This is a genomic window from Citrobacter sp. CK198 (assembly GCF_030333295.1).
GTDB classification, from domain to species: domain Bacteria; phylum Pseudomonadota; class Gammaproteobacteria; order Enterobacterales; family Enterobacteriaceae; genus Citrobacter_B; species Citrobacter_B koseri.
In genome coordinates, this window is sequence record NZ_JAOWGE010000031.1 from 92,658 (window position 1) to 117,090 (window position 24,433).

The 24,433-nt window shown below is 55.4% G+C and carries 27 protein-coding genes; 22 read left to right on the plus strand and 5 right to left on the minus strand.

Features of this window, described 5'->3' with window-relative positions; translation table 11 throughout:
- Window position 1 precedes the first annotated feature (1 nt).
- The 6 genes from OGY62_RS12770 (at window position 2) to OGY62_RS12795 (ending at window position 5,586) form a co-directional block, all read left to right on the plus strand.
- Complete coding sequence (locus OGY62_RS12770) at window positions 2-1,024, plus strand: malate/lactate/ureidoglycolate dehydrogenase (protein WP_286460048.1); 1,023 nt, start codon at window positions 2-4, stop codon at window positions 1,022-1,024.
- 253 nt (window positions 1,025-1,277) lie between these two features.
- On the plus strand, window positions 1,278-2,291 hold the full coding sequence (cuyA, locus tag OGY62_RS12775) for a D-cysteate sulfo-lyase (RefSeq protein ID WP_012132934.1): 1,014 nt from the start codon (window positions 1,278-1,280) through the stop codon (window positions 2,289-2,291).
- On the plus strand, window positions 2,288-3,007 hold the full coding sequence (gene cuyB, locus OGY62_RS12780) for a cysteate racemase (RefSeq protein ID WP_110494362.1): 720 nt from the start codon (window positions 2,288-2,290) through the stop codon (window positions 3,005-3,007). The genes cuyA and cuyB overlap by 4 nt, the downstream gene beginning before the upstream one ends.
- Window positions 3,008-3,035: 28 nt before the next feature.
- On the plus strand, window positions 3,036-4,043 hold the full coding sequence (locus tag OGY62_RS12785; protein WP_012132932.1) for a taurine ABC transporter substrate-binding protein: 1,008 nt from the start codon (window positions 3,036-3,038) through the stop codon (window positions 4,041-4,043).
- Window positions 4,040-4,810 (plus strand): ABC transporter permease, encoded by a 771-nt coding sequence (locus OGY62_RS12790; protein WP_199971443.1) that lies wholly within the window; start codon window positions 4,040-4,042, stop codon window positions 4,808-4,810. Before OGY62_RS12785 ends, OGY62_RS12790 begins: the two co-directional genes overlap by 4 nt.
- Window positions 4,810-5,586: an ABC transporter ATP-binding protein gene (locus OGY62_RS12795; RefSeq protein ID WP_012132930.1), complete on the plus strand. Its 777-nt coding sequence runs from the start codon at window positions 4,810-4,812 to the stop codon at window positions 5,584-5,586. The genes OGY62_RS12790 and OGY62_RS12795 overlap by 1 nt, the downstream gene beginning before the upstream one ends.
- Before the next feature lie 33 nt (window positions 5,587-5,619).
- On the opposite strand, the gene OGY62_RS12800 is transcribed toward OGY62_RS12795, so the two are convergent.
- Window positions 5,620-6,726, minus strand: a complete 1,107-nt coding sequence (locus tag OGY62_RS12800; RefSeq protein ID WP_112002286.1) for a 4Fe-4S binding protein — start codon at window positions 6,724-6,726, stop codon at window positions 5,620-5,622.
- A 228-nt stretch (window positions 6,727-6,954) separates the two neighbouring features.
- Between OGY62_RS12800 and OGY62_RS12805 the strand changes: the two genes are divergently transcribed.
- Both OGY62_RS12805 and OGY62_RS12810 read left to right on the plus strand, forming a co-directional pair.
- Window positions 6,955-7,260, plus strand: coding sequence for a type II toxin-antitoxin system RelE/ParE family toxin (locus OGY62_RS12805; protein WP_012132927.1), 306 nt, complete (start codon window positions 6,955-6,957; stop codon window positions 7,258-7,260).
- An 87-nt stretch (window positions 7,261-7,347) separates the two neighbouring features.
- On the plus strand, window positions 7,348-7,689 hold the full coding sequence (locus tag OGY62_RS12810; protein ID WP_012132926.1) for a HigA family addiction module antitoxin: 342 nt from the start codon (window positions 7,348-7,350) through the stop codon (window positions 7,687-7,689).
- A gap of 139 nt (window positions 7,690-7,828) precedes the next feature.
- On the opposite strand, the gene cbpM is transcribed toward OGY62_RS12810, so the two are convergent.
- Window positions 7,829-8,134 (minus strand): chaperone modulator CbpM, encoded by a 306-nt coding sequence (gene cbpM, locus OGY62_RS12815; RefSeq protein ID WP_047457663.1) that lies wholly within the window; start codon window positions 8,132-8,134, stop codon window positions 7,829-7,831.
- Window positions 8,134-9,054, minus strand: a complete 921-nt coding sequence (cbpA, locus tag OGY62_RS12820) for a curved DNA-binding protein (protein WP_286460050.1) — start codon at window positions 9,052-9,054, stop codon at window positions 8,134-8,136. Before cbpA ends, cbpM begins: the two co-directional genes overlap by 1 nt.
- Window positions 9,055-9,283: 229 nt before the next feature.
- Here cbpA and OGY62_RS12825 point away from each other — a divergent pair, with 229 nt between their 5' ends.
- The 14 genes from OGY62_RS12825 to agp all read left to right on the plus strand — a co-directional run bounded on the left by OGY62_RS12825 (window position 9,284) and on the right by agp (window position 23,436).
- The gene (locus OGY62_RS12825; RefSeq protein WP_047457658.1) at window positions 9,284-9,649 is read left to right on the plus strand and encodes a hypothetical protein; all 366 of its coding nucleotides are present in this window, start codon (window positions 9,284-9,286) and stop codon (window positions 9,647-9,649) included.
- A 48-nt stretch (window positions 9,650-9,697) separates the two neighbouring features.
- On the plus strand, window positions 9,698-11,584 hold the full coding sequence (locus tag OGY62_RS12830) for a cytochrome c biogenesis protein CcdA (RefSeq protein WP_286460052.1): 1,887 nt from the start codon (window positions 9,698-9,700) through the stop codon (window positions 11,582-11,584).
- On the plus strand, window positions 11,581-12,204 hold the full coding sequence (locus OGY62_RS12835) for a DsbA family protein (protein WP_286460053.1): 624 nt from the start codon (window positions 11,581-11,583) through the stop codon (window positions 12,202-12,204). The genes OGY62_RS12830 and OGY62_RS12835 overlap by 4 nt, the downstream gene beginning before the upstream one ends.
- Window positions 12,194-12,700 (plus strand): protein disulfide oxidoreductase, encoded by a 507-nt coding sequence (locus tag OGY62_RS12840; protein ID WP_012132917.1) that lies wholly within the window; start codon window positions 12,194-12,196, stop codon window positions 12,698-12,700. The genes OGY62_RS12835 and OGY62_RS12840 overlap by 11 nt, the downstream gene beginning before the upstream one ends.
- A 182-nt stretch (window positions 12,701-12,882) precedes the next feature.
- Entirely contained in the window at window positions 12,883-13,698 is an 816-nt protein-coding gene (locus tag OGY62_RS12845) for a Na(+)-translocating NADH-quinone reductase subunit C (protein ID WP_286460054.1), read from the plus strand.
- A 349-nt stretch (window positions 13,699-14,047) separates the two neighbouring features.
- Window positions 14,048-15,934 (plus strand): FTR1 family iron permease, encoded by a 1,887-nt coding sequence (locus tag OGY62_RS12850; RefSeq protein WP_012132915.1) that lies wholly within the window; start codon window positions 14,048-14,050, stop codon window positions 15,932-15,934.
- Window positions 15,935-15,974: 40 nt separating this feature from the next.
- Window positions 15,975-16,502 carry an iron transporter gene (locus tag OGY62_RS12855; protein ID WP_012132914.1) on the plus strand — a complete coding sequence of 176 codons (528 nt, stop codon included), beginning with the start codon at window positions 15,975-15,977 and terminating at the stop codon, window positions 16,500-16,502.
- Window positions 16,503-16,605: 103 nt separating this feature from the next.
- Window positions 16,606-17,985 (plus strand): Fe-S-containing protein, encoded by a 1,380-nt coding sequence (locus OGY62_RS12860; RefSeq protein WP_199971447.1) that lies wholly within the window; start codon window positions 16,606-16,608, stop codon window positions 17,983-17,985.
- Window positions 17,986-17,987: 2 nt separating this feature from the next.
- Window positions 17,988-19,271: an ABC transporter permease gene (locus OGY62_RS12865; RefSeq protein WP_110494356.1), complete on the plus strand. Its 1,284-nt coding sequence runs from the start codon at window positions 17,988-17,990 to the stop codon at window positions 19,269-19,271.
- Complete coding sequence (locus OGY62_RS12870) at window positions 19,261-20,391, plus strand: ABC transporter permease (protein WP_000729219.1); 1,131 nt, start codon at window positions 19,261-19,263, stop codon at window positions 20,389-20,391. Before OGY62_RS12865 ends, OGY62_RS12870 begins: the two co-directional genes overlap by 11 nt.
- 4 nt (window positions 20,392-20,395) lie before the next feature.
- Window positions 20,396-21,091: an ABC transporter ATP-binding protein gene (locus tag OGY62_RS12875; RefSeq protein ID WP_000117262.1), complete on the plus strand. Its 696-nt coding sequence runs from the start codon at window positions 20,396-20,398 to the stop codon at window positions 21,089-21,091.
- The gene (locus tag OGY62_RS12880) at window positions 21,078-21,563 is read left to right on the plus strand and encodes a TlpA family protein disulfide reductase (protein WP_012132911.1); all 486 of its coding nucleotides are present in this window, start codon (window positions 21,078-21,080) and stop codon (window positions 21,561-21,563) included. Before OGY62_RS12875 ends, OGY62_RS12880 begins: the two co-directional genes overlap by 14 nt.
- Before the next feature lie 24 nt (window positions 21,564-21,587).
- Window positions 21,588-22,073: a hypothetical protein gene (locus tag OGY62_RS12885; protein WP_000874189.1), complete on the plus strand. Its 486-nt coding sequence runs from the start codon at window positions 21,588-21,590 to the stop codon at window positions 22,071-22,073.
- 121 nt (window positions 22,074-22,194) lie between these two features.
- Complete coding sequence (agp, locus tag OGY62_RS12890; protein ID WP_115609397.1) at window positions 22,195-23,436, plus strand: bifunctional glucose-1-phosphatase/inositol phosphatase; 1,242 nt, start codon at window positions 22,195-22,197, stop codon at window positions 23,434-23,436.
- A 36-nt stretch (window positions 23,437-23,472) separates the two neighbouring features.
- Here agp and OGY62_RS12895 read toward each other — a convergent pair whose 3' ends face one another.
- Together OGY62_RS12895 and wrbA are read right to left on the minus strand one after the other, a co-directional pair.
- Window positions 23,473-23,700, minus strand: coding sequence for a YccJ family protein (locus OGY62_RS12895; protein WP_047457633.1), 228 nt, complete (start codon window positions 23,698-23,700; stop codon window positions 23,473-23,475).
- Between the two features lie 20 nt (window positions 23,701-23,720).
- Window positions 23,721-24,317 carry an NAD(P)H:quinone oxidoreductase gene (wrbA, locus tag OGY62_RS12900; RefSeq protein ID WP_047457630.1) on the minus strand — a complete coding sequence of 199 codons (597 nt, stop codon included), beginning with the start codon at window positions 24,315-24,317 and terminating at the stop codon, window positions 23,721-23,723.
- Window positions 24,318-24,433: the final 116 nt, after the last annotated feature.

Genomic DNA, 24,433 nt, shown 5'->3' on the forward strand with positions numbered 1-24,433 from the left:
CATGCCATTATTTTCACATCATCACTTACGTTCGCTTTTACAACGCTATCTGGTACGGGCGGGTACGGGATCTGATATCGCGCAAAAAGTAGCGGATAACCTGGTCGAATCCTCATTAAAAGGCCACGACTCGCATGGCGTGACCCTGTTGCCTCGCTATATTCGGGCCATTCTGGCGGGAGATTTGAACCCTGGCGCCACGCTGACCACCTTGTCTGATGCCGGGCCGATTGTCTCTTTTGATGGGGGACATGGCTTCGGCCAGGCGTTGGGTGAACAGGCCATGACCGTGGGTATTGAGCGTGTGCGCCAGTTTGGGGTGGCAATAATTGGCTTGTCTAATACCCACCATCTCGGGCGGATCGGCGCATGGGCTGAGCAGGTGGCGAGCGCCGGGCTGGTCTCGATCCATTTTGCTAACGTGGCGGCGCCGTCGGCCGTGTTGCCGTTCGATGGGCTGCGCGCCAGGCTTGGTACAAACCCCTTTTGCGTGGGCGTACCGCTACAGAACCGCCCTCCGGTTATCCTTGATTTCGCGACCAGCGCCATTGCGGGCAATAAAGCGCGCATCGCCTGGAATGAAGGGCGCGCCATCCCGGCAGGATGCGCGGTAGATGCGAACGGGCAACCCACGACCGACCCTGCCGTATTAATGACTGAGCCGCTCGGCGCTTTGCTGCCTTTTGGCGGCCATAAAGGTGCGGGATTGTCGCTAATATGTAGCTTACTTGGCGCTGCGCTGACCGGCGGCGAGACCGAAAGCCAGCAGATTCCGCCGCGTGCCGGAATCATCAACAATATGCTGTCGATTCTATTTGACCCCGCGCGGCTGGGCGCGGAGGAGCGTTACTCACAGGCGCTGTTAGCGCAGGTTGACTGGGTTCGTAGCGGGCAGGAAGGGCACGATGTGCAGATCCCCGGAGAACCGGAATTGCGCGCGTATGCCCGGCGCCAGGAAGAGGGCGTCTGGATTGATGACGTCAGCTGGCAGGCGTTTGTCGCCCTGGAAGCATTAAATACCTGAGCGTGCCTGCGCACCAAAAGACATATTTGGTTATTTGTTTAAACGGATCGGCATGATGGTCAGTTAATGAATGCTGGCGAATAAATAAAGCGATCGTTTTTTGTTTTATCTTTTTTCCTCATATCCATAGCTGAAAAACTTGGTAAGCCGCGAGTGAGAAAATCAATATAGTCATTCTTATATTCCACGAACCTTTTTTATCCTCGCTGCCGAATTTTAATGTGCGGCGTCGTTATTCTTTACAGGAGTTATTATGCATCTGGCGCGTTTTCCCCGGCTTCATTTTGGCCATTTCCCGACTCCACTGGAGCCTCTCACTCAACTTTCACGCTTGCTGGGGGGGCCAAATATCTGGATAAAACGAGACGATTGCACCGGCCTTGCCACTGGCGGCAATAAAACCCGCAAACTTGAGTTTTTGCTCGGCGACGCCCAGGCGAAACAGGCGGATATTATCATTACCCAGGGCGCCACGCAGTCTAACCATGTGCGTCAGACCGTCGCGGCGGCGGCCAGACTGGGTCTGGAAGCGCATATTTTTCTCGAACAACGGGTCACGACGCTGGGTGATGAGTATCAGCAATCCGGCAATGTGCTGCTGGACGGTTTGCTCGGCGGCAAAATTATTGCCCATTTGCCCGGCGGTACGGATATGCAGCAGGCAATGGAGCATCATGCGGAAAGCCTGCGTGCGCAGGGCCATACCCCTTATGTCATCCCCGGTGGCGGTTCGAACGCAATCGGGGCGCTGGGTTACGTATCCTGCGCGGAAGAGTTGCTTTGGCAGTCCAGCCAGTTACGGCTGCGTATCGATCATATCGTCCATGCCACCGGCAGCGCTGGCACGCAGGCTGGCCTGATTGCGGGTTTAACCGCCACGCACAGCGGCATTCCTCTCCTCGGGATTAGCGTACGCGCCCCGCGTGATAAACAGGAACACAACGTCTGGCGTCTGGCGCAGCAGACCCGGGAACTGCTCGGCGTGCCGGGTGAATTGCCGCGTGAGGCGGTGGTCGCCAACAGTGATTATGTGGGCGAAGGCTATGGTCTGCCCACCGAGGGGATGCTTGAAGCGCTGCAACTGCTGGCGCAGCACGAGGGGATTCTGCTCGACCCTGTCTATTCCGGTAAAGGCATGGCCGGATTGATTGATCTGATCCGTCAAGGCCATTTCCGCAAGGATGAGAATGTGGTGTTTATCCATACGGGAGGAAGCGCAGGTCTGTTTGGCTATCGTCAGGTCATCGCAGATTCTTTGTCATCATGAGCACACCTTTTCTGCTGGGGATTCTTGGCGGCATGGGGCCGCTGGCGACGCTTGATTTAATGCATAAATTGCTGCGCGCAACGCCCGCCAGCAGCGATCAACAGCAAATCCCCCATGTGGTGTGGAATGTGCCGCAAATTGCGGATCGCCAACAGGCGCTGGCGGGAACAGGGCCTTCGCCGTTGCCGCAGCTCTTGCACGGTGTGGAACAGCTGAACCGCGCGGGCGCCAGCCACATTGTGATCGCCTGTAATACGGCGCACCACTGGTATGAGGCGCTGGCGCAGCACAGCGACGCGCCGTTGCTGCATATTGTGGACGCCACGCTGGCGGTATTTGAAGGGAAAGAGAAGCCCCGCCGGGTCGGGCTTATCGCTACGCAGGGCACGCTGGATGCCGGTTGGTTCCAGCACGGTTTCGCCTCTATGGGGATTGAAAGCGTGCAGCCGACGCCAGAGGAGCTACGGCAGTGGTTTGTGCCGGGGTGCTATGCGGTAAAACGCGGCGAACTGCGTACCGGTGGTGAACTGCTGAGTTTACAGGCTCAGGCATTGCGCGATCGCGGCGCAGAGAGGCTGGTACTGGCCTGTACGGAAGTGCCGGTTGCGCTGGCAGAGGTGACATCCCCGCATTTAGCCGTGTCGATTGATCCCGCAGAAGCGCTGGCGCAACAGTGTGCCCGGTTATGGCTAACGCAGCGCGAAGCATGGCATTAATAACGTTATTATTTAAAGGATAAATTAAATGAAAAAAAGTCTCTGCGTATTACTTGCAGCGGGTGGCCTGTGGGTCAATACCAGCGTTGCCGAAACACCCGCAGAAGTCCGCGTGGCATACAGCGGCGGTTCTCAGGTGCTGATGCTGGCAAAAGCCGATGGTTCTCTGGATAACGCTTTACACAGCAAGGTCAAATGGGTGCAATTTGCGTCCGGTGCGGACGCGTTAAATTATTTTGCCAGCAACGCGATTGATATTGCCAATTTCGGCTCCAGCCCGGCAACGGCAGGCATTGTCAGAAAACTGCCGGTGGAGATTGTCGGCGTCTCCGGGGTGATTGCCAGCTACGAGCGTTTAATTGGTAAAGATGGCATTACCCGTATTAACGATATTGAAGGCAAACGCGTAGCCTATCCGCCAAACTCAACGGCGCAATATGCGCTTGAAGCCGCCATCAGCGTTAACCATCTCGATCGCAGCAAAATAACCTTATTGCCGCTGCGTCCGGCGGAAATGGTCGCGGCCTGGAAACGCGGCGATATCGACGCGGGCTATGTCTGGGCGCCGTTTGCTCAGGAACTTGAAGCCTCCGGCGGGCATCAGGTATTCGCGACCAAAGATCTGCAAAAGGACGGCTACCTGATTTACAACAACTACGTCGTGCGTAAAGCCTTTGCCGAGCAGTATCCGCAAACCGTCAGCGCGTTCCTGCGCGTTCATCAGGAAAAAGTTGATGAGTTTAAGAAAGACCCGGAACGCGCGGCGGCGATTGTGGCGAAAGAGGTGGGCGCGCCGGTGACGACTGCCGTGAATACGTTGGGTGGGCTGGAATACCCAACCCTGACGCAGCAGGGTACGGCGGACTGGCTTGGCAATGGAACCCAGACGACTGACAGCGGTATTGGCAAAGCGCTGACCAAGACCTCTGACTTCCTGGCGGGGATTGGCGAGATCCGCAAACGTGATATCCCGGCGAACTGGGACAGCGCTATTAACTCCCGCTACATCCGTGACGCGGCGGTAGCAGCGCAATGAGATTGAGTTATCACATCGCCATCAGCGTCGTTTCGGTGGCTATTTTCTTTATCATCTGGCAAGTGGCGACGATGCGGCAATGGGTGGACCCGCTGCTGCTGCCGTCGCTACAGGATATCGGTCTGACAACCGAAGAGCTGTTGGCTGATGGTTATCGTCAGGTGCCGTTGTGGGAGCATGTCGCAGTCAGCCTGGCCCGGGCCTTAAGCGCTTTTTCTGTGGCAATTATCATCGGCATCCCCCTGGGGTTGCTGATGGGGTTGTCGGAAGGTCTGGCGGCGGTACTGAATCCGTTCGTGCAGTTTTTGCGCCCGCTACCCAAGATTGCGCTTATTCCGCTGGCGGTCGTCTGGCTGGGGATCGGTGAGGCGTCGAAGTTCTTTCTGATCTTCATCGCCACCTTCCTGAGCGTGGTCGTGGGGGCATCTGCTGCGGTCGATCGTATTGGCCGCTCGCGCATTCGTGTGGCGCAAACGCTCGGCGCGTCGCGCAAACAGATTTTTCTGCGCGTGGTGTTGCCGGATGCGCTGCCGGAACTGTTTACCACCGTCAGGCTGTCGATAGGGATCGGCTGGACATCGCTCATCGCGGCGGAAATGGTGGCGGCCAGTTCGGGTCTCGGCTGGATGGTGATTAACGCCAGCTCGTATCTGCGAACCGATATCGTGATGCTGGGGATTCTGCTGCTCGGCGGTATCGGCTATTTACTGGATTTATTGCTGCTGGGGCTGCAACGCTTTTTTGTGCCCTGGGCGGGGAAAGAGTAATGAGTGCCATCACACTGGAAAACGTATCGCTCTCTTTTGCGGCAAAACCGCAGCCGTTCACGGTGCTGGACGATATCAGCCTGTCTCTGGAGAAAGGAGAATTTGTTGTACTGCTGGGGCCGTCCGGCTGCGGGAAGTCCACGATCCTGAATCTGGTCGCCGGATTCAACAAGCCGGATCGCGGGCGCGTAGCGGCAGGCGGAAAGACAGTGAAGCTGCCAGGGCCAGACCGGGGAATGATCTTCCAGCAGCCAAATTTGTTTCCCTGGCTGTCGGTTCTGGAAAACGTCACCTTTGGCCCACGGCTGGGGAAATACCACAAAGATGAGGTCAACGCCCAGGCGCTGGACTGGCTGACGCGGGTAGGGCTGAAAGGCTTTGAACATCATGCGCCCTGGCAACTCTCCGGCGGGATGAAACAACGCGTAGCGCTGGCCCGCGCCTGGCTGCCGGAGCCGGAGGTGTTGCTACTCGATGAACCGTTCGGCGCGCTGGATGCGCAAACGCGTCTGATGATGCAGGAACTCCTGCGCGATGCCTGGCTTGCCACCGGCACCACGCTGCTGTTTGTGACTCACGACGTAGAAGAGGCGCTGTTCCTGGCCGATCGTATTCTGATTATGTCGGCGAAGCCCGGAAAAATCGTTGAGGAGGTTATCCTGCCTTTTGGCCGCGAACGCGATATCGAAACCCTGGCTGAACACCCGGCTTACAGTGGGATCAAACATCACGTATTGCACCGGGTGCGCCAGGAGGCGAAGCGCCATTTAGGATGAAAACACCGCCAGCGTGGGCGCGTTATTTCTTAACTAATGCCCAATCATCCTCGCCTGGGGAATTAAGCGGAAATAAAGATGCTCCGGCACCGGGCTATCCCAGGCGCCGGCATACATCGCAATCGCGATAGCGGCAAAAAGTATCCCGAGTATCAATATTGTCATGGCGACGCCCGAGAGCGCGGCCTGTCGCCATAACGGTTTTATCGCTTCGCGTTTTCCTTCCGGCGCGCCAGAAGGCGTGCGTAGTGAAAAGTTGAGCGTCGAGGCAACCGGGCAGGACTCCACGCAGGTCATGCAGCCTGTGCATTCAACGGTTCTGACCTGAATCAGCTTGTCTACCGGGATACGGGAGGGACAATTTTGAGCGCACTTTCCACAATCAATACAGCTGTCGGCATTGCGGCGGATTTTAAAGGGAGAAAAAAACGAAAACAGACCAAGCAGAGCGCCGTAAGGGCACAGATAACGACACCAGAAATGACGAATAAATAAGCTGGCGACGGCGAAAAATATGACGCAGATAAGCGTGGTTGTTCCAATATTGCGGAAAAAATCGAGCATTTTAACGTCGATAATAATGCCATAAGCTGACATCAGGAACATCTGAATACCCTGAGCAGGCATGGATAACGCGATATAAAGAAAAAAGCTCAATAACAGATATTTCAGACCGCGCAGGGGAATATCCAGCCAGCGGGGCAGGGTAATCGACGGCCCAAAGAGCGTTTCCCCGAGTTTGCCGATCAGCTCTGACAACGCGCCAACAGGACACAGCCATGAGCAAAAAGATTTTTTTAGCAGCAGGCTGATGACGATAAATGCAACCAGAAGCAGCATGGAGGCGGCGTGAACAGGAGGGAGCAGACCGGTTTCCCAGGTGTATCGGATGTTCATCAAACCGGCGACAGGAAGCCAGCCTTCAATACCACCGGGTCTGGGGACGTAAACGCTGGCGGCGGCAGTTTCGTAATACCGGACCCAAAAATAGAATGTGATGCCAATATAAATATTGATCAGCAGGAGCAGAAATTGTGTCGCCCTGCGCCAGGTCGATGCATTTCGCCAGTCATTCCACGGCAATTTACCGCCGATGGTGCCTGGTCGACGCTGCCAGCGCGTTCTTTTCATCCCACCCATGATCTTTATTTCCCTGTGAACATGTATTCAGAATGCCACTATGCTACGGCGGTTCCCGGGGGCAGGGTTTGATTTATATCGGATTAACAGCTTTTGCCACGGAATAATGACGATGGAGCAGTTTTGCGAGCGTCTGCTTTTGGAGTTGAGTTAAAATGGATGCACTTGTGCACAGTGCATATGTGCGTTACAATGTTCCTGTCCTGAGGAAACGGAAGGCAACCTGGAATGCCAAAGAAACTTGTCAGTATTGAAGACTTCCGTGACCAGTGGCTGGATGATTTTTTTATGTACTCTGCACCACATAAGAAAATTCCCCCGGATATACATTCAGCATTGGCCCGTAAGCTCGATATCATAAACGCGGCAGTTAGCTACAAGGATTTGAAGTCACCGCCGGGTAACAGATACGAAGAACTGGAAGGTAAATTGCAGGAATATTCTTCGATAAGAGTTAACAAGCAATATCGTTTGATATTCAAATGGGTGAACGGCAAGGCACAAGACCTCTACCTTGATCCACATGAGTATTAAACAAGCGTGAAACTATCGGCTTAGCCATTTGTATAAGGTTAAGCCGAGTCAGCGGCTTAATTGCCCTCAAAATGGATGGACTAACTCATGAACCAGGCAACCAGAAAACCCACGACAGTTGGTGATATCCTTCTGTATGAATACCTGGAACCGCTTGACCTCAAAATTAATGATCTCGCGGAAATGTTGCAGGTGCATCGCAATACCGCCAGCGCATTGGTTAACAACAATCGTAAACTCACGACTGACATGGCTTTTCGCCTGTCTAAAGTTTTCGATACCTCTGTAGAGTTCTGGATGAACCTGCAAACTGCTGTAGATGTATGGGAAACTGAAAACAATGCCCGCCTTCAGGTAGAGATGAGCAGGGTGATTACGGCGAGCGATTTTCTTGCGGAACGTCAGAAACAAGAAAAGAAAGTCGCGTGACCAGCCGAAAGAATGGAAAAGGCTGCAAGGTTTAACCGTTGCGGCCAGCAGCTTCCCTGTGACGTTAATGTGAATTTTTTACCGTATAGCGGTGATAAAAATAAGGGGGCGGGCAGTGTGCCAACCCCCGTTTATTATTTTATGGGTGTTTGATAAAGCGGGAAAGACGCTGTATCAGCAAGCGGTTTTCCTGGCGTAGCCGGTCATTTTCTTCCAGCAAGGTCAGCGTCATCGCGATGCCCGGCCAGTCCAGCGCCAGCTCCTGGCGCAAACGTAAAGCACGCTGCACGACGATCGCCGCATGATCGTCAAATAACCAGGATGCGGTTTCGTTCTCGCAGGGCTCGATCACCCCAAGCCCGACAATTTCGTTAAGCTCTTCCTCCGAAACCCCAGTATGTAGGCAAAATTCGGTAATTGTAAAGGTGACGGTTACGTTAGCCATTATGCTTTCCCCCACTCTTTGCGTGGATCAAAGGAGGACTGCGCGTCCGCCAGTTGCTGCCACAGGGCTGTGGCACTGTCGTCGGGTTTCGGCGGCATCACGATTTTGATCACAGCGTACAGATCGCCCGTGTGTTTTTTACTGACCAGGCCTTTGCCTCTGATGCGCAGGCGCTGCCCGGCCTGACTGCCTGGCGGGATGGTCAGCAGAATCTTCTCTTTTAGCGTTGGTACGGCGACCTTCGCGCCCAGCGCGGCCTCCCACGGGGCGAGAGGAACCACAATCTCCAGATCCTGATTGACGATATCAAACAGAGGATGCGGCGCGATATGAATCACTAACCACAGATCGCCATTCGGCCCGCCGTTTTCCCCCGGCGTTCCCTGGCCTTTCAGACGAATGCGCTGGCCGTTGCCAACGCCTGCGGGAATTTTCACATTCAGCGTTTTAGGGAGCTCACGCTCCACAAGACCGAACGCGTTATACACTGGCAAGTTATAGCTGATTGTACGGCTGTGTTCGGCAAGGGTTTCCTCCAGGAACACCGCCACTTCAATCTCAATATCGTGGCCGCGCGTCGCCTGACGCTGGCGGGATTGTCGGCCGTGTTGCCCAAAGATGGACGAGAAAATGTCGTCAAAATCTTCGGCGTTATAACTCTGGCCTTCGCCCTGCTGGAACTGTCGGTTGAACTGCGGATCGTTGCGGTGTTGCCACAACTGGTCGTATTCGGCGCGGCGCTGTTCATCACTCAGCACTTCCCATGCTTCCGCCACTTCTTTAAAGCGGGCTTCGGCATCAGGCTCTTTGCTGACATCAGGATGGTATTTGCGGGCCAGTCGGCGGTAGGCGGTCTTGATAGTCTTGAGATCGTCCGTCGGTTTCACGCCCATAATGGCGTAATAATCCTTTAATTCCATAGCGTTATCTCGCGTAAATCAATACATACGGCAGGGAATCCCCGGAAAAGTTATCGTTGTTAAGTGTAGGGTAAACCCGAAAGATGCGTATGAAAACAGCAAAATCATTATTAAAACTAATGCGTTTCGCCTGTAATGAGCGGGGCGACGCCGACATAACTTTACAGCGCAAAGGTTGCTAAAACCTTGTCAGTGGCTAAGATAACTCGCGTCAATCAGTGAGGATGTCATGGCGAAACGTCAACAACTGGGATGGTGGTTCCTCTGCCTGGCATGTGTTGTGGTGATAGTGTGCACCGCGCAGCGCATGGCGGGTCTGCACGCCTTGCAGATGGCGCCAGCCGCGACGGCGGTCGTCACTCAGGCGGATAGCTCGTCTGCTGATGATGCCTCGCCCGTGACGCCATGCGAACTCAGCGCGAAATCATTGCTTGCCGCGCCGCCCGTGCTGTTTGAAGGGGCGATTCTCGCGCTGTGTCTGTTATTGTCCCTGCTGGCACCCGTACGCGCCGTACGCCTGCCATTCTTTCCACCGCGAGCAATCTCGCCTCCCACACTCAGAGTCCATCTACGCTTCTGCGTATTCCGTGAATGACAGTCTGGCCGTTGCTGACTGTTAATTACCTGTTCACGGAGAAAAAATATGATCACTGTTTTCAGGCAGACTTTGTGCTGTCTGTTATTGCTATGGCTGCCCGTCTCGTGGGCGGCAGAAAGCGGCTGGCTGCGCTCGCCGGATAACGACCATGCCAGCGTCCGCCTGCGCGCGGACACGTCCCCGGAAGGCGAAACCCGGCTACTGTTGGATGTAAAACTGGAAAACGGCTGGAAAACCTACTGGCGTTCGCCGGGGGAAGGGGGCGTGGCGCCCGCCATTGCCTGGAAAGAAAATATGCCTGCGGTTGACTGGTTCTGGCCGACGCCGTCGCGCTTTGACGTCGCCGGTATGACCACTCAGGGTTATCACCACCGCGTGACCTTCCCGATGGCGGTTCGCGGTCCGTCACCCGCGATGCTCAGCGGCGTGCTGACCTTGTCTACTTGCAGCAATGTCTGCCTGTTGACCGATTACCCCTTTACCCTCAAACCTTCGGCGCATGACCCGGCGTTCGCGCATGACTATGCCCAGGCGATGGGGCAGATCCCGCTCTCCCGGGGGCTGACGCAGACGCTCAGCGTGGGCGCTCGTCCTGGTGCGCTGGTGGTTGAAGCCACGCGTGTCGGAGGCTGGTCATCGCCAGCATTGTTTCTCGACGCCGTTGATAACGCTGATTTTGGCAAGCCGCAACTGCGTGTTGAGGGCGAAAAACTGCTGGTGACGGTTCCTGTCAGCGATGGCTGGGGAGAAGGGGCGCCCGATTTGCGTGGTCAAACGGTCACGCTGGTACTGGCGAATGACGGCGTGGCTCAGGAAAGTACCCTGGCGATCGGCAGTACGACGGCAAAAATGGCCGATAGCGCCGAACTGCCGCTCTGGCAGGTGATGTTGATGGCGCTGGCGGGTGGGTTGATTCTCAACCTGATGCCCTGCGTGCTGCCCGTGCTGGGGATGAAGCTCGGCTCGATTCTGCTCGTCGAAGAGAAAAGTCGTCAGCGGATACGGCGGCAGTTTCTGGCGTCGGTTGCCGGGATTATTGCCTCTTTTATGGCGCTGGCGATGCTAATGACCGCTCTGCGGCTGACCCATCAGGCGCTCGGGTGGGGCATTCAGTTCCAGAGCCCGTGGTTTATCGGGTTTATGGTGCTGGTGATGTTGATCTTCAGCGCCAGCCTGTTCGGGCTGTTTGAATTCCGTCTGCCTTCCGCGATGACGACCCGACTTGCCACCCACGGCGGCAACGGGATGGCCGGTCATTTCTGGCAGGGCGCGTTTGCCACGCTGCTGGCGACGCCGTGCAGCGCGCCGTTTCTCGGGACGGCAGTTGCGGTGGCGTTGACGGCCTCCTTCCCGGTGTTATGGGGGCTGTTTCTGGCGCTCGGGGTGGGGATGAGCCTGCCGTGGCTGTTTGTCGCGCTACGCCCTGGTCTGGCGCTGCGCCTGCCGCGTCCCGGACGCTGGATGAACGGATTGCGGCGCGTACTGGGCGTTATGATGCTCGGTTCGGCAATCTGGCTGGCGACGCTCCTGCTGCCGCATCTGGGATACGCGACAGGCAGCCCGGCGAAAGAGCGCGTCGTCTGGCAGCCGTTGAGCGAACAGGCGATCCAGGACGCGCTTGCGCAGCACAAACGCGTATTCATTGACGTTACCGCTGAGTGGTGCATTACCTGCAAGGTCAATAAGTACAACGTGTTACAGCGAGAAGAGATACAGGATGCGCTGCAACAGCCGGATGTTGTCGCATTGCGCGGCGACTGGACGCTGCCTGCGGATGACATCACCAACTTTTTGAAAAAACGCGGCCAGGTGGCTGTGCCGTTTAACCAGATTTATGGCCCCGGTTTACCGCAGGGTCAGTCATTGCCCACGCTGCTGACGCGCGATGCGGTGCTGCAAACGTTGCGCGATGCGAAAGGAGTTACGCCATGAAATATCTGATGATTATGCTGTTAGCGCTGTTTACCGGTCTGAGCGCGGCGAAAGAACCCGCGCCGTTTACGCCGGAGCAGGAAAGGCAAATTGAAGCGCTGATCCAGGAAGCGCTGTTTAACGATCCTGCCAGCCCACGGATAGGCGCGGAGAAGGCGACGCTGACGCTCGTCAACTTTACGGACTACAACTGTCCGTACTGCAAGCAGCTTGATCCGTTGCTGGAGAAGATCGTGCAAAAGTATCCGCAGGTCGCGGTAGTGATTAAGCCGCTGCCGTTTAAGGGCGAAAGCTCGGTACTGTCGGCGCGTACCGCGTTAACCACCTGGCGTGAGCATCCGCAGCAGTTTTTAGCGCTGCATGAGAAACTGATGCAGAAAAAGGGCTACCACACCACCGCCAGTATTAAACAGGCGCAGGAAAAGTCCGCCGCCACGCCGGTTACGCTGGATGAGAAAAGCATGGAGACGTTGAGCACCAATCTGCAACTCGCCCGGCTGGTTGGCGTTCAGGGGACGCCGGCAACCATCATTGGCGACGAGATGATCCCCGGCGCGGTATCGTGGGAGACCCTTGAGGCAGTGGTGAAAGAAAAACTGGCGGTGGCCCATGCTCAGTAAACTGCGCCGCTGGCTGCGTGAAGGCGCGATCTTACTGGTTCTGCTGGCTGGCGTGATAATCCTGCTGGATGTCTGGCGTTCTCCGCAGATGCCAGCCATGTTTGACAGCACGCCGCTGCATACGCTGGACGGGGAAACCGTAACGCTGGCGTCGATCAGTGAAGAGCGCCCGGTGCTGCTCTACTTCTGGGCGAGCTGGTGCGGTATCTGCCGTTTCACCACGCCGGATGTCGCCCGTTTGCAGTCGGAAGGGGAGAACGTCATGACCATCGCGCTGCGTTCCGGTAATGACGGGGAGGTTTCCCGCTGGTTATCGCGTAAAGGGGTGACGTTCCCCGTCGTGAATGATAGCGGCGGTGAGATATCACGAAACTGGGAAATCAGCGTCACGCCAACGCTGGTGGTGGTGTCGAAGGGGCAGGTGGTAACTACGACCAGCGGCTGGACCAGCTACTGGGGCATGAAGTTACGTCTGTGGCGGGCAGCCATGTTTTGATAGCGTGCCGGGGAAACCCGGCATTTTTTAACCCATTGTCAGGATGTGTAAAACGAGCGGAGAGCGTGTTTTCTGTTATTTTTACTGTTTTTTTACTGACGCCAGTTATTATTTTTTACCGCTGCCTGACGTTGCAAACCTGAATTGATAATGGCATATCTGTTTTAATTGAATGAAAGTCTGTGATACGTTCAGGCGATTTTTTCGATTTCCATTTTGACAGGGATAACAATTCAATGCGCAAGGGTAAAATTATTGTTGCATCAATGATGGTGCTTTGTGTCCTTATTTTTGTTGCGGCGGCGGCATGGTTTATGCTGTTCCAGGGAGAAATGACGGAGCCGACAGGGGAGGAAAAACAGGCGGCGATTTTACACGCTGCGGGCCTGATGAAATCAGGGGCCCGGGATAAAAAATCAGTCGAAACGCTCTATCATCGTTATATTATTCAACGCCATGTTAATTTAGATTCCGGCGAGCTGGTGGCTGACAGCAGCGCGGACGCCGCGCGCCAGAAGTGTGAAAAACTTGCCCCTGAACGCGACCCAGCGCAGGTTCGTCAGCGCTGTACGGTGGCGGATGTGTTCTTTGTGAAAGATAAAAATAATGAAATTCAGCAGGTTATCATTCCAGTTACCGGTAAGGGCGCGAAATCCATGATGCATGCGTTTCTTGCTCTGGGGCTGGACGGTCGTACGGTGAGAAATCTGTATTATTATCAGCAACGGGAAACGCCGTTTCTGGGGGCCCGGGTGGAAGACGCCAGCTGGCGCAAACAGTGGCCAGGGAAACGATTATTAGATAACAGCGGACATCCTGCATTGAAAATAGTACAGGATAAACCTGAACATGCCGATGAATATACCGTTGACGGGATTTCCGGCGCGACGTTGACATCAACCGGCGTTGAGAAAAGTATTAACTACTGGATGGGGCCGCAGGGATATGGTCAATTCTTACAGCGTCTTGCCAGCGATCGAAATAACCTTAATCTTTGAATATTGCTGTACGCAATAACGCGTTTTATTTCTGCCTGCCGACAATGAATAACATCACTGTCGGCAGGGGAATTTATTCCTCTGTTACCGCGCCTGCCTTGCCGTTAATTCCATGAGAAAAACAGGGAGATAACGTCCCTTTTATCAACGCATAATGTGTGTGTTCATCACGATTTGATGAAATAAGTTTACATAACTTGTCGTCTGCTGACATTTTTATGATCCAGGTCATGTACAACGCGACAAAAAGATATAATGATAATAATTATCATTTGTATTCTTTGGCGGTGTGCACGTGCGTAACTTCCGTAACTCTTTGTTGGTTACTCTCTTTGGCTTGTTTATAAGCATGAGTGTCTGGGCGTCGACGAATTATGCGCCTTTGATTGAAGATATCGAACAACGTCTTGATAAAACAGCGGAACTTTATCAGCAACAGCATACCGACGAGGCGCGCCGCACGGTACAAATGGCCTATTTTGAGGTGTTCGAGAACCTGGAAGGGCCGATCCGCATCAACATTTCCGCGCGCAAAAGTTACGAGATGGAGAGCGCATTCGGCGAGATCCGTCGAATGATTGGCGAGAAAAAACCGCTCGCTGACGTTCAGGCGCGCATTGACTGGCTGAAAGCCGCACTGCGCGAAGTTGAACCGGTGCTGGATGGCGGACATCGTCTGGTGGCCGAAGAGCAGCACAACGCGCTGTCCAGGGACGACATTGCCGTTCACTGGCAGGAGAGTTTCAGGACGATCGACGATCTGCTGGCGCAGGCGGTCACTGAATATCAGGCCGGGAACTACAGCGTTGCCAGTCAGCACGTTCAACAGGCGCACTATCAGGGCTTTAAAAACTCTGAGATGGAGATGTCCCTCAGACAAAACCGTTCTGCAAAAGATGCCGCCGCCATTAACCAACAATTCTCATCCCTGATTGCGCTGACCGCGCAACCTGACCATCTCAACGATGTCTCCTATCAGGTCACTACGCTGCTACAGGATATCGAGGATATCTTACCCGGCTTGCCAACTACCCGTGACGATCAGCAGGTTGCCGCAGCGCAAAGCGCAGACAACATTCCGGCGGCGGACGAGGGAAATAACCGCACCGACTGGGCTGAGGTGACGACGGGAATTAACCAGAGCATTCAGGACGCGATAGCGCGCTATCAGGGCGGCGATGCGAAGAATGCGATTCTGGATATCCAGGATACCTACTTCGACCGCTTCGAAGCCAGCGGCATGGAAAACAAAATCGGCTCTCGCGATTCGGCATTTAAAACCACGCTGGAGGCGTATTTTACCCGCCTGGTCAGTCTGATGAAGGCCGGTCAGCCGGTTGAGCGCCTGAATGCGGAGGCCAGCGCGCTGGCGCAGGATTTGCAAAAAGCCGTGACGATGCTGGGCGAAGGCGAAGAAACCCAGTGGAGTCTGCTGCTCTATAGTCTGATGATCATCGTGCGCGAGGGGCTGGAAGCGCTGCTGATTGTGGCGGCAATCGTGGCTTACATGGTGAAAAACAATCATCAGGATAAGTTGCCGCTTATTCGTCAGTCGGTAATTGTGGCGCTGATCGCCAGCGTCATCACCGCCGCTATCTTCCAGATGCTGTTTACTAACTCCGGCGCCAGCCGTGAACTGCTGGAAGGCATAACGATGCTGATTGCCGTTGTGATGCTGTTCTTTATGAGCTACTGGCTGCTGTCCAAAGTGGAAGCGCGCCACTGGAAAGCCTGGCTGGAAGGCAAACTGTCTCATTCCCTGTCGCGAGGCTCCCTGGTCGGACTATGGCTGACCAGCTTCCTGGCGGTGTACCGCGAAGGGGCGGAAACGGTGCTGTTCTATTACGCTCTGATTGGCGATGCAAACACGGTATCCGGCCATATGGCGATTGGCGCCGGTTTTGTGATTGGCTGCGTGGTGCTGCTGCTCGCCTGGCTGGTGATGCGTTACTCAGTGGTGCGCCTGCCGCTGAAACCCTTCTTTATGTTTACCGGCAGTTTCATGTATCTGATGGCCTTCGTCTTTGCGGGCAAAGGCGTTCTGGAACTGGTGGAAGGCAAACTGTTCCAGCCTACGTTGATTAACGGCTTCCCTGAAATCAGCTGGCTGGGGATTTATCCCTACGTGGAAACGTTGTTACCGCAGGTCGTATTGCTGCTCGCGGCGCTGGTGGCGCTGTGGGTGATGCGGCGCAAAAGCGCGGTTCCCGGGGAGACGATAAAAAATAACCCATAATCGTTGTATAGCCGTTGTTTTAGACGAGAGGATACGTTTGATGACCATGAAGAAAACCCTGATTGCCAGCGCAGTGATGGCCAGCATTTTCACGGCGCCAGCCGCGTTTGCTTTTAAAGAGTACCCGGCAGGCGAGCCTGTCACCATGAATGAAATGGAGCTGGCGGCCGTTTACCTGCAACCGATTGATATGGAACCGCGCGGCATGGGCTTACCGGCAGCAAAAGCCGATGTTCACCTTGAAGCGGATATCCACGCTGTAGAAGGCAATAAAAACGGCTTTGGCGCAGGGGAATGGATCCCGTACCTGACCATCAGCTACACCCTGGTCAACAACGACACGGGCGAAAAACAGGAAGGCACCTTCATGCCGATGGTTGCCAGCGATGGCCCGCACTATGGCGCGAACATCAAAATGATGGGCGTGGGCAACTATAAAGTGACCTACCACATTGAACCGCCGTCAAAAGCCGGGATGCATCGCCATACTGACAGCGAAACAGGCGTAGGCCGCTGGTGGAAACCGTTTGATGTGAGCTACGAGTTTAAATATGTCGGTCTGAACTAAAACCGACTAACCAACGCGCCAGGAGGATTCCCCCTTCTGGCGCGTTGGTCAGACCGATCATATGCCCGTCGCTTAATTCAACCCGCCGTACAGAGTCGAAGTTATGAGTTACTTTTTCGTCACGACGCTACAGGTCTTTTTCTGCATTGCGCTTCTTTCCGGTGTTCTCTGGAGTCGAAACGATCCTCCCTCTTTACGTCCACTGACCTGGACGCTGCTGACCGGGCTGATTGCCGGCGTACTGGCGGGACTGTTTATTCACGGCAGCCAACCGGTACAACTGCTGCTGGTTGGGGCGGAGGTAATGGTATCGCTGCTGTTTGTCCTCAGTTTCTGGTGGGCTTCAACGCGTATCCGCTATCTGTGGCAGGGGATTCTGATTTTTGGTGCTGCCCGCCATTGGGCGCTGGACCCTAATCTGGGCGGGTTGACCAGTACGCATGTGCTGAATACTGACCTGCTGTTAAACCTGACGGCCGTCGTTCTCGCTTTTGCGATCCTCTGTCTGGCGGGCGTACTCTGCGCGATGCTGCTGCGGCGTATTCGCGGCCTGTACTGGCCGTTAACGCTGATTCTGCTGGTGATGATCTGGCTGCCGTTGAGCGGCAACCTGCTGCTGTTGCTGATGAAATTACAGGTTGTTCCGCTGGGTAAATCGCTGCTGAGCTTCGTGGCGAAAGTCACAAATAACACGGCGCTGTATAACTGGGCGGGAGCCGCGCTGCTGCTGGCCCTGGCACTGTGCTGGCTTCCGGCGCTGTTGCAGGCTTTTCGACAGACGCGGGAAACCGAAGAACCGATCGCTCACCGTCTGGCGCTGGCGCAGCGTCGCAACGCTTTACGGCTGTGGCTGGTTACAATCGGCTGCGCAGTGGTCGTTATCGCAGGCCAGCTGTGGTGGGATAAAGTGGCCTCGCAGCCGCCGCAACTCTCTGAAGCCGTGCCCGTAACGCTGGGGAGCGATGGCATGGTGCGCCTGCCGGTCGAACAGCTTCGTGACGGTAAACTGCATCGTTTCGTCTGGGTGGCGGACGATGGCAAAGCGGTGCGCTTCTTCGTGATTAACCGCTATCCCGACAAGCTGCGTTTTGGCGTGGTGTTCGACGCCTGCCTGCTGTGCGGCGATCAGGGTTATGTCATGGAGGGCAATCAGGTTATCTGCGTCGCCTGCGGAGTGCATATTTTTATTCCGTCTATCGGCAAGGCCGGTGGCTGTAACCCGGTGCCGATTGAAAACTGGCACAATGATGAAAAAGAGCTGGTGATCCCCGGTAAAGAACTGGCGACAGGGGTGAACTACTTCTCGACGGTCATGACCATTAAAGTGACCGATCCGGTCGATGGTTCAACGTTGACCAATACCTCAGCCGATTACAAATACAGCTATGGCGGCAAGACCTGGTTCTTCTCGTCAGAGGCTAACTATGAACGCTTCCGTGAAACGCCGGAGCAGTTTGTTCCTGCCGACATGAGGGAGGAATAATCATGCTGTGGCGGATGCTACGACAATCCTGGGGGCGCAATTTACGCCGCAAAGTGCTGGCGATAATCACCGTTTTTCTGGCCTCCAGCCTGATCTCGGCGCTGCTGGCGGTGTCCATTGATATCGGCGACAAAATGTCCAGAGAGCTGAAGTCTTATGGTGCGAACATTTTGATTGAACCCGCCGGACAGGCTGCGCTGCCCGCGCTGTTTAGTGAGAGCAGTAATCCGCTTTCCGGTCAGGATTTTCTTGATGAAGCCGAGCTGCCGAACATCAAAGATATCTTCTGGCGAAACAACATTGTCGGGTTTGCGCCGATGCTCGGCGGCGAAGCCAGCGTGGAGGGAGAACCGGTGCGGATTCTGGGCACCTTCTTCAGTCAGCCAGTGGATATTCCTGATGAAGAGGGATATGAGACGGGGCAGAAAACGGTCAGCCCTTACTGGCAGGTGACCGGCGACTGGCCGCAGGAACCGGCAGGCGCAGAGCCGCAGACCTTAGTCGGGCACGCGCTGGCGCGGCAAATGGGCTGGAAACCTGGTGATAAGCTGACATTACGTACCGAAGGCGAAGCGGCGCAGGTCACCGTCAGCGGTATCCTCTCCAGCGGCGGCGATGAAGATAACCAACTGGTGATGCCGCTAAGCACGGTACAGCACCTGCTGGGGCTCCCCGGAAAAGTGCAGGCGATTCGCGTCTCGGCGCTGACGGTGCCGGAAAACGAACTGTCCCGCCGCGCGCGGGAAAACCTGGACGCGCTCAATGCCGAAGAGTACGACCTCTGGTATTGCACGGCCTATGTGTCGTCGATCGCGCATCAGCTGGAAGAGGCGATTTCCGGCGCGGAAGTGCGCCCGGTATGGCAGGTCGCGGCGTCCGAAGGGGTGGTGATCGATAAAATTCAGCTGCTGATGGCGGTCGTTACCGTCGCGGCGCTGGCGGCTTCCGCAATGGGGATCGCCTCGCTGATGACCAGCACCATTATGGAACGCGCCAAAGAGATCGGTTTGATGAAGGCGCTGGGTGCGCGACAGTGGCAAATTATGCTGTTGTTCTACCTGGAAGCGGCGTCCAGCGGGCTGGCTGGCGGCGCGCTGGGATGTATTGCCGGGTGGGGGCTGGCGAAAGCGATTGGCGTCATGCTCTTCGACGCGCCGCTTAATTTTGCCTGGATCGTGGTGCCGTGCGTACTGGTGATTGCGGTACTGATTGCGTTGATCGGCACCTGGTTCCCGGCCCGGCGGATCGCCCGACTGTATCCTGTGGAGGTGCTGTATGGCCGCTAAACGTACCATGCTCTGGCTGCTGGTGTGGCGGGCGCTGCGTCTGCGTTTTCAGCGGGTCAGCGTGGTGTTTGCCGCGCTGATGGTGGGGGCGACGATCGTGACGGCGCTTTCTGCCGTCTGGTTCGACATTAATACCAAAATGAGCGAAGAACTGCGCACCTTCGGCGCGAATTTTTACATCGGGCCGGGGCACGGTTCCAGTATGCCGCAGCAGGAGTTGCAGAGCATTCTCGATCAGGCGCCGCAGGGGCTGGTGCATGGCGCCAGTCCGTGGTTGTACGGCATGGCGCGTACCGAGCTGGAAAAAGTGGTGATGGTTGGCGTGTGGTTCGAGTCGCTGCAAAAACTGGTGCCGTACTGGCAGGTCACCGGTAGCTGGATTGGCGTCAGCTTTGACGACCGTAATGCAATGATCGGCGTCAAACTGGCGGAGCGCCTTAACGTGCAGCCGGGCGACAGCATCACGCTGGTGGATCACAATCAGCGTAAGAATTTGCAGATTAAAGGCATTGTGGAGTCTGGCGATGCGACGGACAACATGCTGATCGTCAGCCTCGACGTGGCGCAGGCCTGGCTGCATCAGCCGGGCAAAATCAGCCACGGCTTGCTGAGCGTCAGTAACGATGTCGGCCAGGTGGAGAACTACGCCAGCCGGTTGCAGGCGCAGTATCCTGACCTGGAGATTCGTCCGGTGCGTAAGGTCTCTGCTTCCGAAGGGCAGGTGCTGGATAAAATTAAAGGTCTGATGGGACTGGTCTCGATCGTGATTCTGGCGCTCTCTTCGCTGTGCGTGAATACCACGCTGATGGCGATTGTCGGCGAGCGGGCGCGCGAGTTTGCGCTGCAAAAAGCGCTTGGTTCCAGCAACGGCGATATTGTGCGGCAAATTCTGCTGGAAACCAGCATCATCGCGCTGGCGGCGGTGGCGTGCGGCTGGGTACTGGGATATTTGCTGGCGCAACTGTTGGGATTAACGGTGTTTAATGCCGCCATTTCGCTGCGTCTGCCGGTGTTGCCCATTACTCTGGTGTTGTCTTTACTGGTCGCCATTCTGGCGGCGATTGTTCCGGTGCGACGCGCGGTAAGCGTCGAGCCTGCTAAAGTGCTGAAAGGAGAGTAGCGCCATGTCCGTTACGCATATCCCTCAGGTGGCGATCGAAACCCGCCACTTATACAAACGGTTCGGTGACGTTACCGCCCTGGATGACATTAATCTGCGCATTGCGCAGGGTGAATTTGTCGCCATTATGGGCGCTTCTGGTTCTGGTAAAACCACGCTGATGAATATTCTGACGTGCCTTGATACGGCGACGGAAGGGCAGGTGTTTCTTGACGGCACCGATGCCGCCGCGCTGGATGAAGAGGGGCGGCGTCGCTTTCGTGCCGAGAAAATCGGCCTGGTATTTCAGCAGTTCCATCTGATCCCGTTCTTAACTGCGCTGGAAAACATCATGCTCGCCCAGCATTACCACAGCGTGGTGGATGAAGCGGCGGCGAGGAAGGTGCTGGAACAGGTAGGGCTTGGGCATCGTGTGACGCACCTGCCGAGCCAGCTTTCCGGTGGTGAGCAGCAGCGTGTGTGTATCGCCCGGGCGCTGGTCAACGAACCGCCGGTTATTTTCGCGGATGAACCGACGGGCAACCTGGATGAAGAGAATGAGCAGCGGGTGCTGGATCTGCTCACCGATCTGCATCGTCAGGGGCGCACGATTGTGATGGTGACGCACAACCCTGCGCTTGGGCAGTTTGCCGACCGTATTCTGCGGCTGCAACACGGTAAATATCTGGGTGAGGAGGCCAATCAACATGCGCTGGCATAATGTGCTGCTACTCGCGGCGGCGATCCTGATAAGCGGGTGTAAAGAAGAAAAGCTGGCGGTCGGGGCACCGGCCCCGGCGCTGGCGGCGTTTGATCTGCAAGGCCAGGAGTCAGGCCTTGAACGCTGGCAAGGAAAGGCGGTGTACCTGAATTTTTGGTCTGCGGGATGCGGGGGGTGTCTGGCGGAAATGGACACGCTGGAAGCGCTGAGCAAAAAATGGGGCGATAAAGTGGTGGTTGTGGCGGTCAATACCGACCCTGAAACGGTCAGGATTAACGATCTGCTGGCAAAGCATCAGATAACCTATCCGGTGGTGCGCGATCAGCTCAACATTACCCAGGAACGTTATCAGGTGATCGGCACGCCGACCTCCGTACTGATTGACCCCGAAGGACGCGTTCTGGAGCTACACCAGGGTATGCGTAAGCCGCCAGAGTTAGAGGCCACGTTTGCGCGCCTGGCGGCGCGATGAACGACGCGTACGGAGAGATACCCAATGGCATTTATCTGGAACGACGAAAGCCTTGCGATTCTGCGGGAAAACGCGGGCATCCTCACGACAGAGCAGATAGCGCAACTGCTTCACACCAATATTACCGCCGTGCGGAATATGGCCTATCGGCTGAAACTGAGCCTTCGGGTGACGGCGTATAATCACCGACGCATAGCGCAGGTTCAGGCGCTTTATGCCTCTGAGACGTTGAGTCTCAAAGAGATCGCGGCGAAAACGGGGCTGACGGCCAGTACCGTGCAATATATCGTGTACGTGAAATCAAAAAATAAGCCTTACGCCACTACGGAATATGTCTCTTTTGAAACGGAGAACGCCGTTCATTACCGCGTGCAAAAAGAATTTGTCGATACGGAACGTTCCCTGCTGGACAACATCTCTGATAACACGCGATTTCGTGAACTGTATCTGACGGATGGCACTTTTTATTGCGCCCGCAATATTAAGTATGAGGTTTTTATCTCGGAATAACCGGAACACGCTGACCTGCCGGTTATCTTCTGGAATCTTCCGTTTTGCGAAACCGTTCCCGGAAAAATGTCATATTTCTGTCACACTCTATGAGGATTGATAACAACAAGAGGTTGTAGGGATGAAAAAATTGATACTCGCCGCCGCTGTGGCAGGGGCTGTTTTATTGTCGTCCGCCGCGCAAGCGCAGACAACGCCGGAAGGTTATCAACTGCAACAAGTGTTGATGATGAGCCGACACAACTTGCGCGCGCCGTTGGCCAATAATGGCAGCGTGCTGGAGCAGTCCACGCCGAATCAGTGGCCGGAGTGGGATGTGCCCGGCGGGCAGCTCACCACGAAAGGCGGTGTGCTGGAAATTTATATGGGCCACTACATGCGAGAATGGCTGGCGGAGCAGGGGATGGTCACGTCAGGCGAATGCCCGACGCCGGACACGGTATATACCTATGCCAACAGTCTGCAACGCACCGTTGCGACGGCACAATTCTTTATCACAGGCGCTTTTCCTGGGTGCGACATTCCGGTACATCATCAGGAAAAAATGGGCACGATGGACCCAACGTTTAATCCGGTGATCACCGATGACTCCGCAGCGTTTAGTCAGAAAGCGGTGCAGGCGATGGAAAAAGAGCGCAGCCAGATGCAGCTTGACGACAGCTATCAACTGCTGGCGCAGATGACGGACTACAAAGATTCACCGTCCTGCAAAGAAAAACAGCAGTGTTCGCTGACCGAAGCCAAAGACGCCTTTAGCGCGAAGTATCAGGAGGAGCCTGGCGTTTCGGGGCCGCTGAAAGTCGGCAACTCGCTGGTGGATGCGTTTACGCTGCAATACTACGAAGGCTTCCCGATGGACCAGGTCGCCTGGGGCGAGATTAAATCCGATCAGCAGTGGAAAGTCCTGTCAAAGCTGAAGAACGGGTATCAGGACAGCCTGTTTACCTCGGGTGAAGTGGCGCGCAACGTCGCCAAACCGCTGGTCAAATATATTGATAAAGCGCTGGTGACTGACCGTAGCAGCGCGCCGAAAATTACCGTTCTGGTGGGGCATGACTCGAATATTGCTTCGCTGCTGACGGCGCTGGATTTCAAACCCTACCAGCTGCACGATCAGTATGAACGCACCCCGATTGGCGGCAAGATTGTGTTCCAGCGCTGGCATGACAGCAAAGGCAATCGCGACCTGATGAAAATCGAGTATGTGTATCAGAGCTCGCAGCAGTTGCGTAACGCGGACGTCCTGACGCTGAAATCACCGGCGCAGCGCGTCACGCTGGAACTGGCAGGATGCCCGATAGACGCAAACGGCTTCTGTCCTCTTGATAAGTTCGATAACGTGTTGAACAGCGCGGCAAAATAGCAGAGGTTCTCCCCCGCGCAGGCGGGGGAGAAAAGGTCAGACATTTTTACGTTCGATGGTTTGTTCGCCCCAAAATAGCGAATCTTTATCCGTCTTCTCAAAGGCTTTAAGCAACACTTCGTCGCTGCCTTCCTCCCAAATTTTTTCAGCCAGTTTCTCGTCATACTTCGCGACTTCAAAAATGGCTTCGGCTATTTCTGGTGATGTATTACGCAGACTTGCCCATTCGCCGACGTGATGAGCCTTCGCTTCTTGAGTTGGCATTCGAATCCTCCTGTTGAAGATTAGCCGTTGAGTTTTACTGCCAGACCTGCAACATATTCACCCTGATAGCGAGCGATAGAAAGTTCTTCCTGGCTTGGCTGGCGTGAACCATCGCCCCCGGCAATTGTGGTGGCGCCGTATGGCGTACCGCCGCGAACCTGCGAGACGTCAAACAGTTCCTGCGCGGCGTAACCGATAGGGACAATCACCATGCCGTGGTGAGCCAGCGTGGTCCAGGTTGAGGTAATGGTTTGTTCCTGACCGCCGCCGGTGCCTGTCGAGCTGAATACGCTGGCGAGTTTTCCATACAGCGCGCCGGATGCCCACAAACCGCCCGTCTGGTCCAGGAAGGTGCGCATCTGGCCTGACATATTGCCAAAGCGCGTCGGCGTACCAAAAATGATGGCGTCGTAATCAGGCAGTTCCTGCGGGGTTGCGACTGGTGCGTTTTGTGTTTTACCTCCGGCCTTTGCGAAGATTTCAGGCTGCATCGTTTCCGGTACGCGTTTGATAATGACTTCTGCGCCGTCCACTTTGTTTGCCCCTTCCGCCACCGCATGCGCCATGGTTTCGATGTGTCCGTACATGGAATAATAAAGCACCAGAATTTTTGCCATTTTGCACTACTCCTCGAGTTAACCGTGTCCGTAGCGATTCGCTACCTCTATTTAAAGATATGACGTCCTGGAGAGAGTGCAAATATCACAACCATTTCTTTGATTTATAACAAGAT

Bases quoted from the DNA above. Each gene is read 5' to 3' on its own strand.
- OGY62_RS12770 (WP_286460048.1), top strand. From the start codon at position 2: ATGCCATTATTTTCACATCATCACTTACGTTCGCTTTTACAACGCTAT.
- cuyA (WP_012132934.1), top strand. From the start codon at position 1,278: ATGCATCTGGCGCGTTTTCCCCGGCTTCATTTTGGCCATTTCCCGACT.
- cuyB (WP_110494362.1), top strand. From the start codon at position 2,288: ATGAGCACACCTTTTCTGCTGGGGATTCTTGGCGGCATGGGGCCGCTG.
- OGY62_RS12785 (WP_012132932.1), top strand. From the start codon at position 3,036: ATGAAAAAAAGTCTCTGCGTATTACTTGCAGCGGGTGGCCTGTGGGTC.
- OGY62_RS12790 (WP_199971443.1), top strand. From the start codon at position 4,040: ATGAGATTGAGTTATCACATCGCCATCAGCGTCGTTTCGGTGGCTATT.
- OGY62_RS12795 (WP_012132930.1), top strand. From the start codon at position 4,810: ATGAGTGCCATCACACTGGAAAACGTATCGCTCTCTTTTGCGGCAAAA.
- OGY62_RS12800 (WP_112002286.1), bottom strand. From the start codon at position 6,726: ATGGGTGGGATGAAAAGAACGCGCTGGCAGCGTCGACCAGGCACCATC.
- OGY62_RS12805 (WP_012132927.1), top strand. From the start codon at position 6,955: ATGCCAAAGAAACTTGTCAGTATTGAAGACTTCCGTGACCAGTGGCTG.
- OGY62_RS12810 (WP_012132926.1), top strand. From the start codon at position 7,348: ATGAACCAGGCAACCAGAAAACCCACGACAGTTGGTGATATCCTTCTG.
- cbpM (WP_047457663.1), bottom strand. From the start codon at position 8,134: ATGGCTAACGTAACCGTCACCTTTACAATTACCGAATTTTGCCTACAT.
- cbpA (WP_286460050.1), bottom strand. From the start codon at position 9,054: ATGGAATTAAAGGATTATTACGCCATTATGGGCGTGAAACCGACGGAC.
- OGY62_RS12825 (WP_047457658.1), top strand. From the start codon at position 9,284: ATGGCGAAACGTCAACAACTGGGATGGTGGTTCCTCTGCCTGGCATGT.
- OGY62_RS12830 (WP_286460052.1), top strand. From the start codon at position 9,698: ATGATCACTGTTTTCAGGCAGACTTTGTGCTGTCTGTTATTGCTATGG.
- OGY62_RS12835 (WP_286460053.1), top strand. From the start codon at position 11,581: ATGAAATATCTGATGATTATGCTGTTAGCGCTGTTTACCGGTCTGAGC.
- OGY62_RS12840 (WP_012132917.1), top strand. From the start codon at position 12,194: ATGCTCAGTAAACTGCGCCGCTGGCTGCGTGAAGGCGCGATCTTACTG.
- OGY62_RS12850 (WP_012132915.1), top strand. From the start codon at position 14,048: ATGAGTGTCTGGGCGTCGACGAATTATGCGCCTTTGATTGAAGATATC.
- OGY62_RS12855 (WP_012132914.1), top strand. From the start codon at position 15,975: ATGACCATGAAGAAAACCCTGATTGCCAGCGCAGTGATGGCCAGCATT.
- OGY62_RS12860 (WP_199971447.1), top strand. From the start codon at position 16,606: ATGAGTTACTTTTTCGTCACGACGCTACAGGTCTTTTTCTGCATTGCG.
- OGY62_RS12865 (WP_110494356.1), top strand. From the start codon at position 17,988: ATGCTGTGGCGGATGCTACGACAATCCTGGGGGCGCAATTTACGCCGC.
- OGY62_RS12870 (WP_000729219.1), top strand. From the start codon at position 19,261: ATGGCCGCTAAACGTACCATGCTCTGGCTGCTGGTGTGGCGGGCGCTG.
- OGY62_RS12875 (WP_000117262.1), top strand. From the start codon at position 20,396: ATGTCCGTTACGCATATCCCTCAGGTGGCGATCGAAACCCGCCACTTA.
- OGY62_RS12880 (WP_012132911.1), top strand. From the start codon at position 21,078: ATGCGCTGGCATAATGTGCTGCTACTCGCGGCGGCGATCCTGATAAGC.
- OGY62_RS12885 (WP_000874189.1), top strand. From the start codon at position 21,588: ATGGCATTTATCTGGAACGACGAAAGCCTTGCGATTCTGCGGGAAAAC.
- agp (WP_115609397.1), top strand. From the start codon at position 22,195: ATGAAAAAATTGATACTCGCCGCCGCTGTGGCAGGGGCTGTTTTATTG.
- OGY62_RS12895 (WP_047457633.1), bottom strand. From the start codon at position 23,700: ATGCCAACTCAAGAAGCGAAGGCTCATCACGTCGGCGAATGGGCAAGT.
- wrbA (WP_047457630.1), bottom strand. From the start codon at position 24,317: ATGGCAAAAATTCTGGTGCTTTATTATTCCATGTACGGACACATCGAA.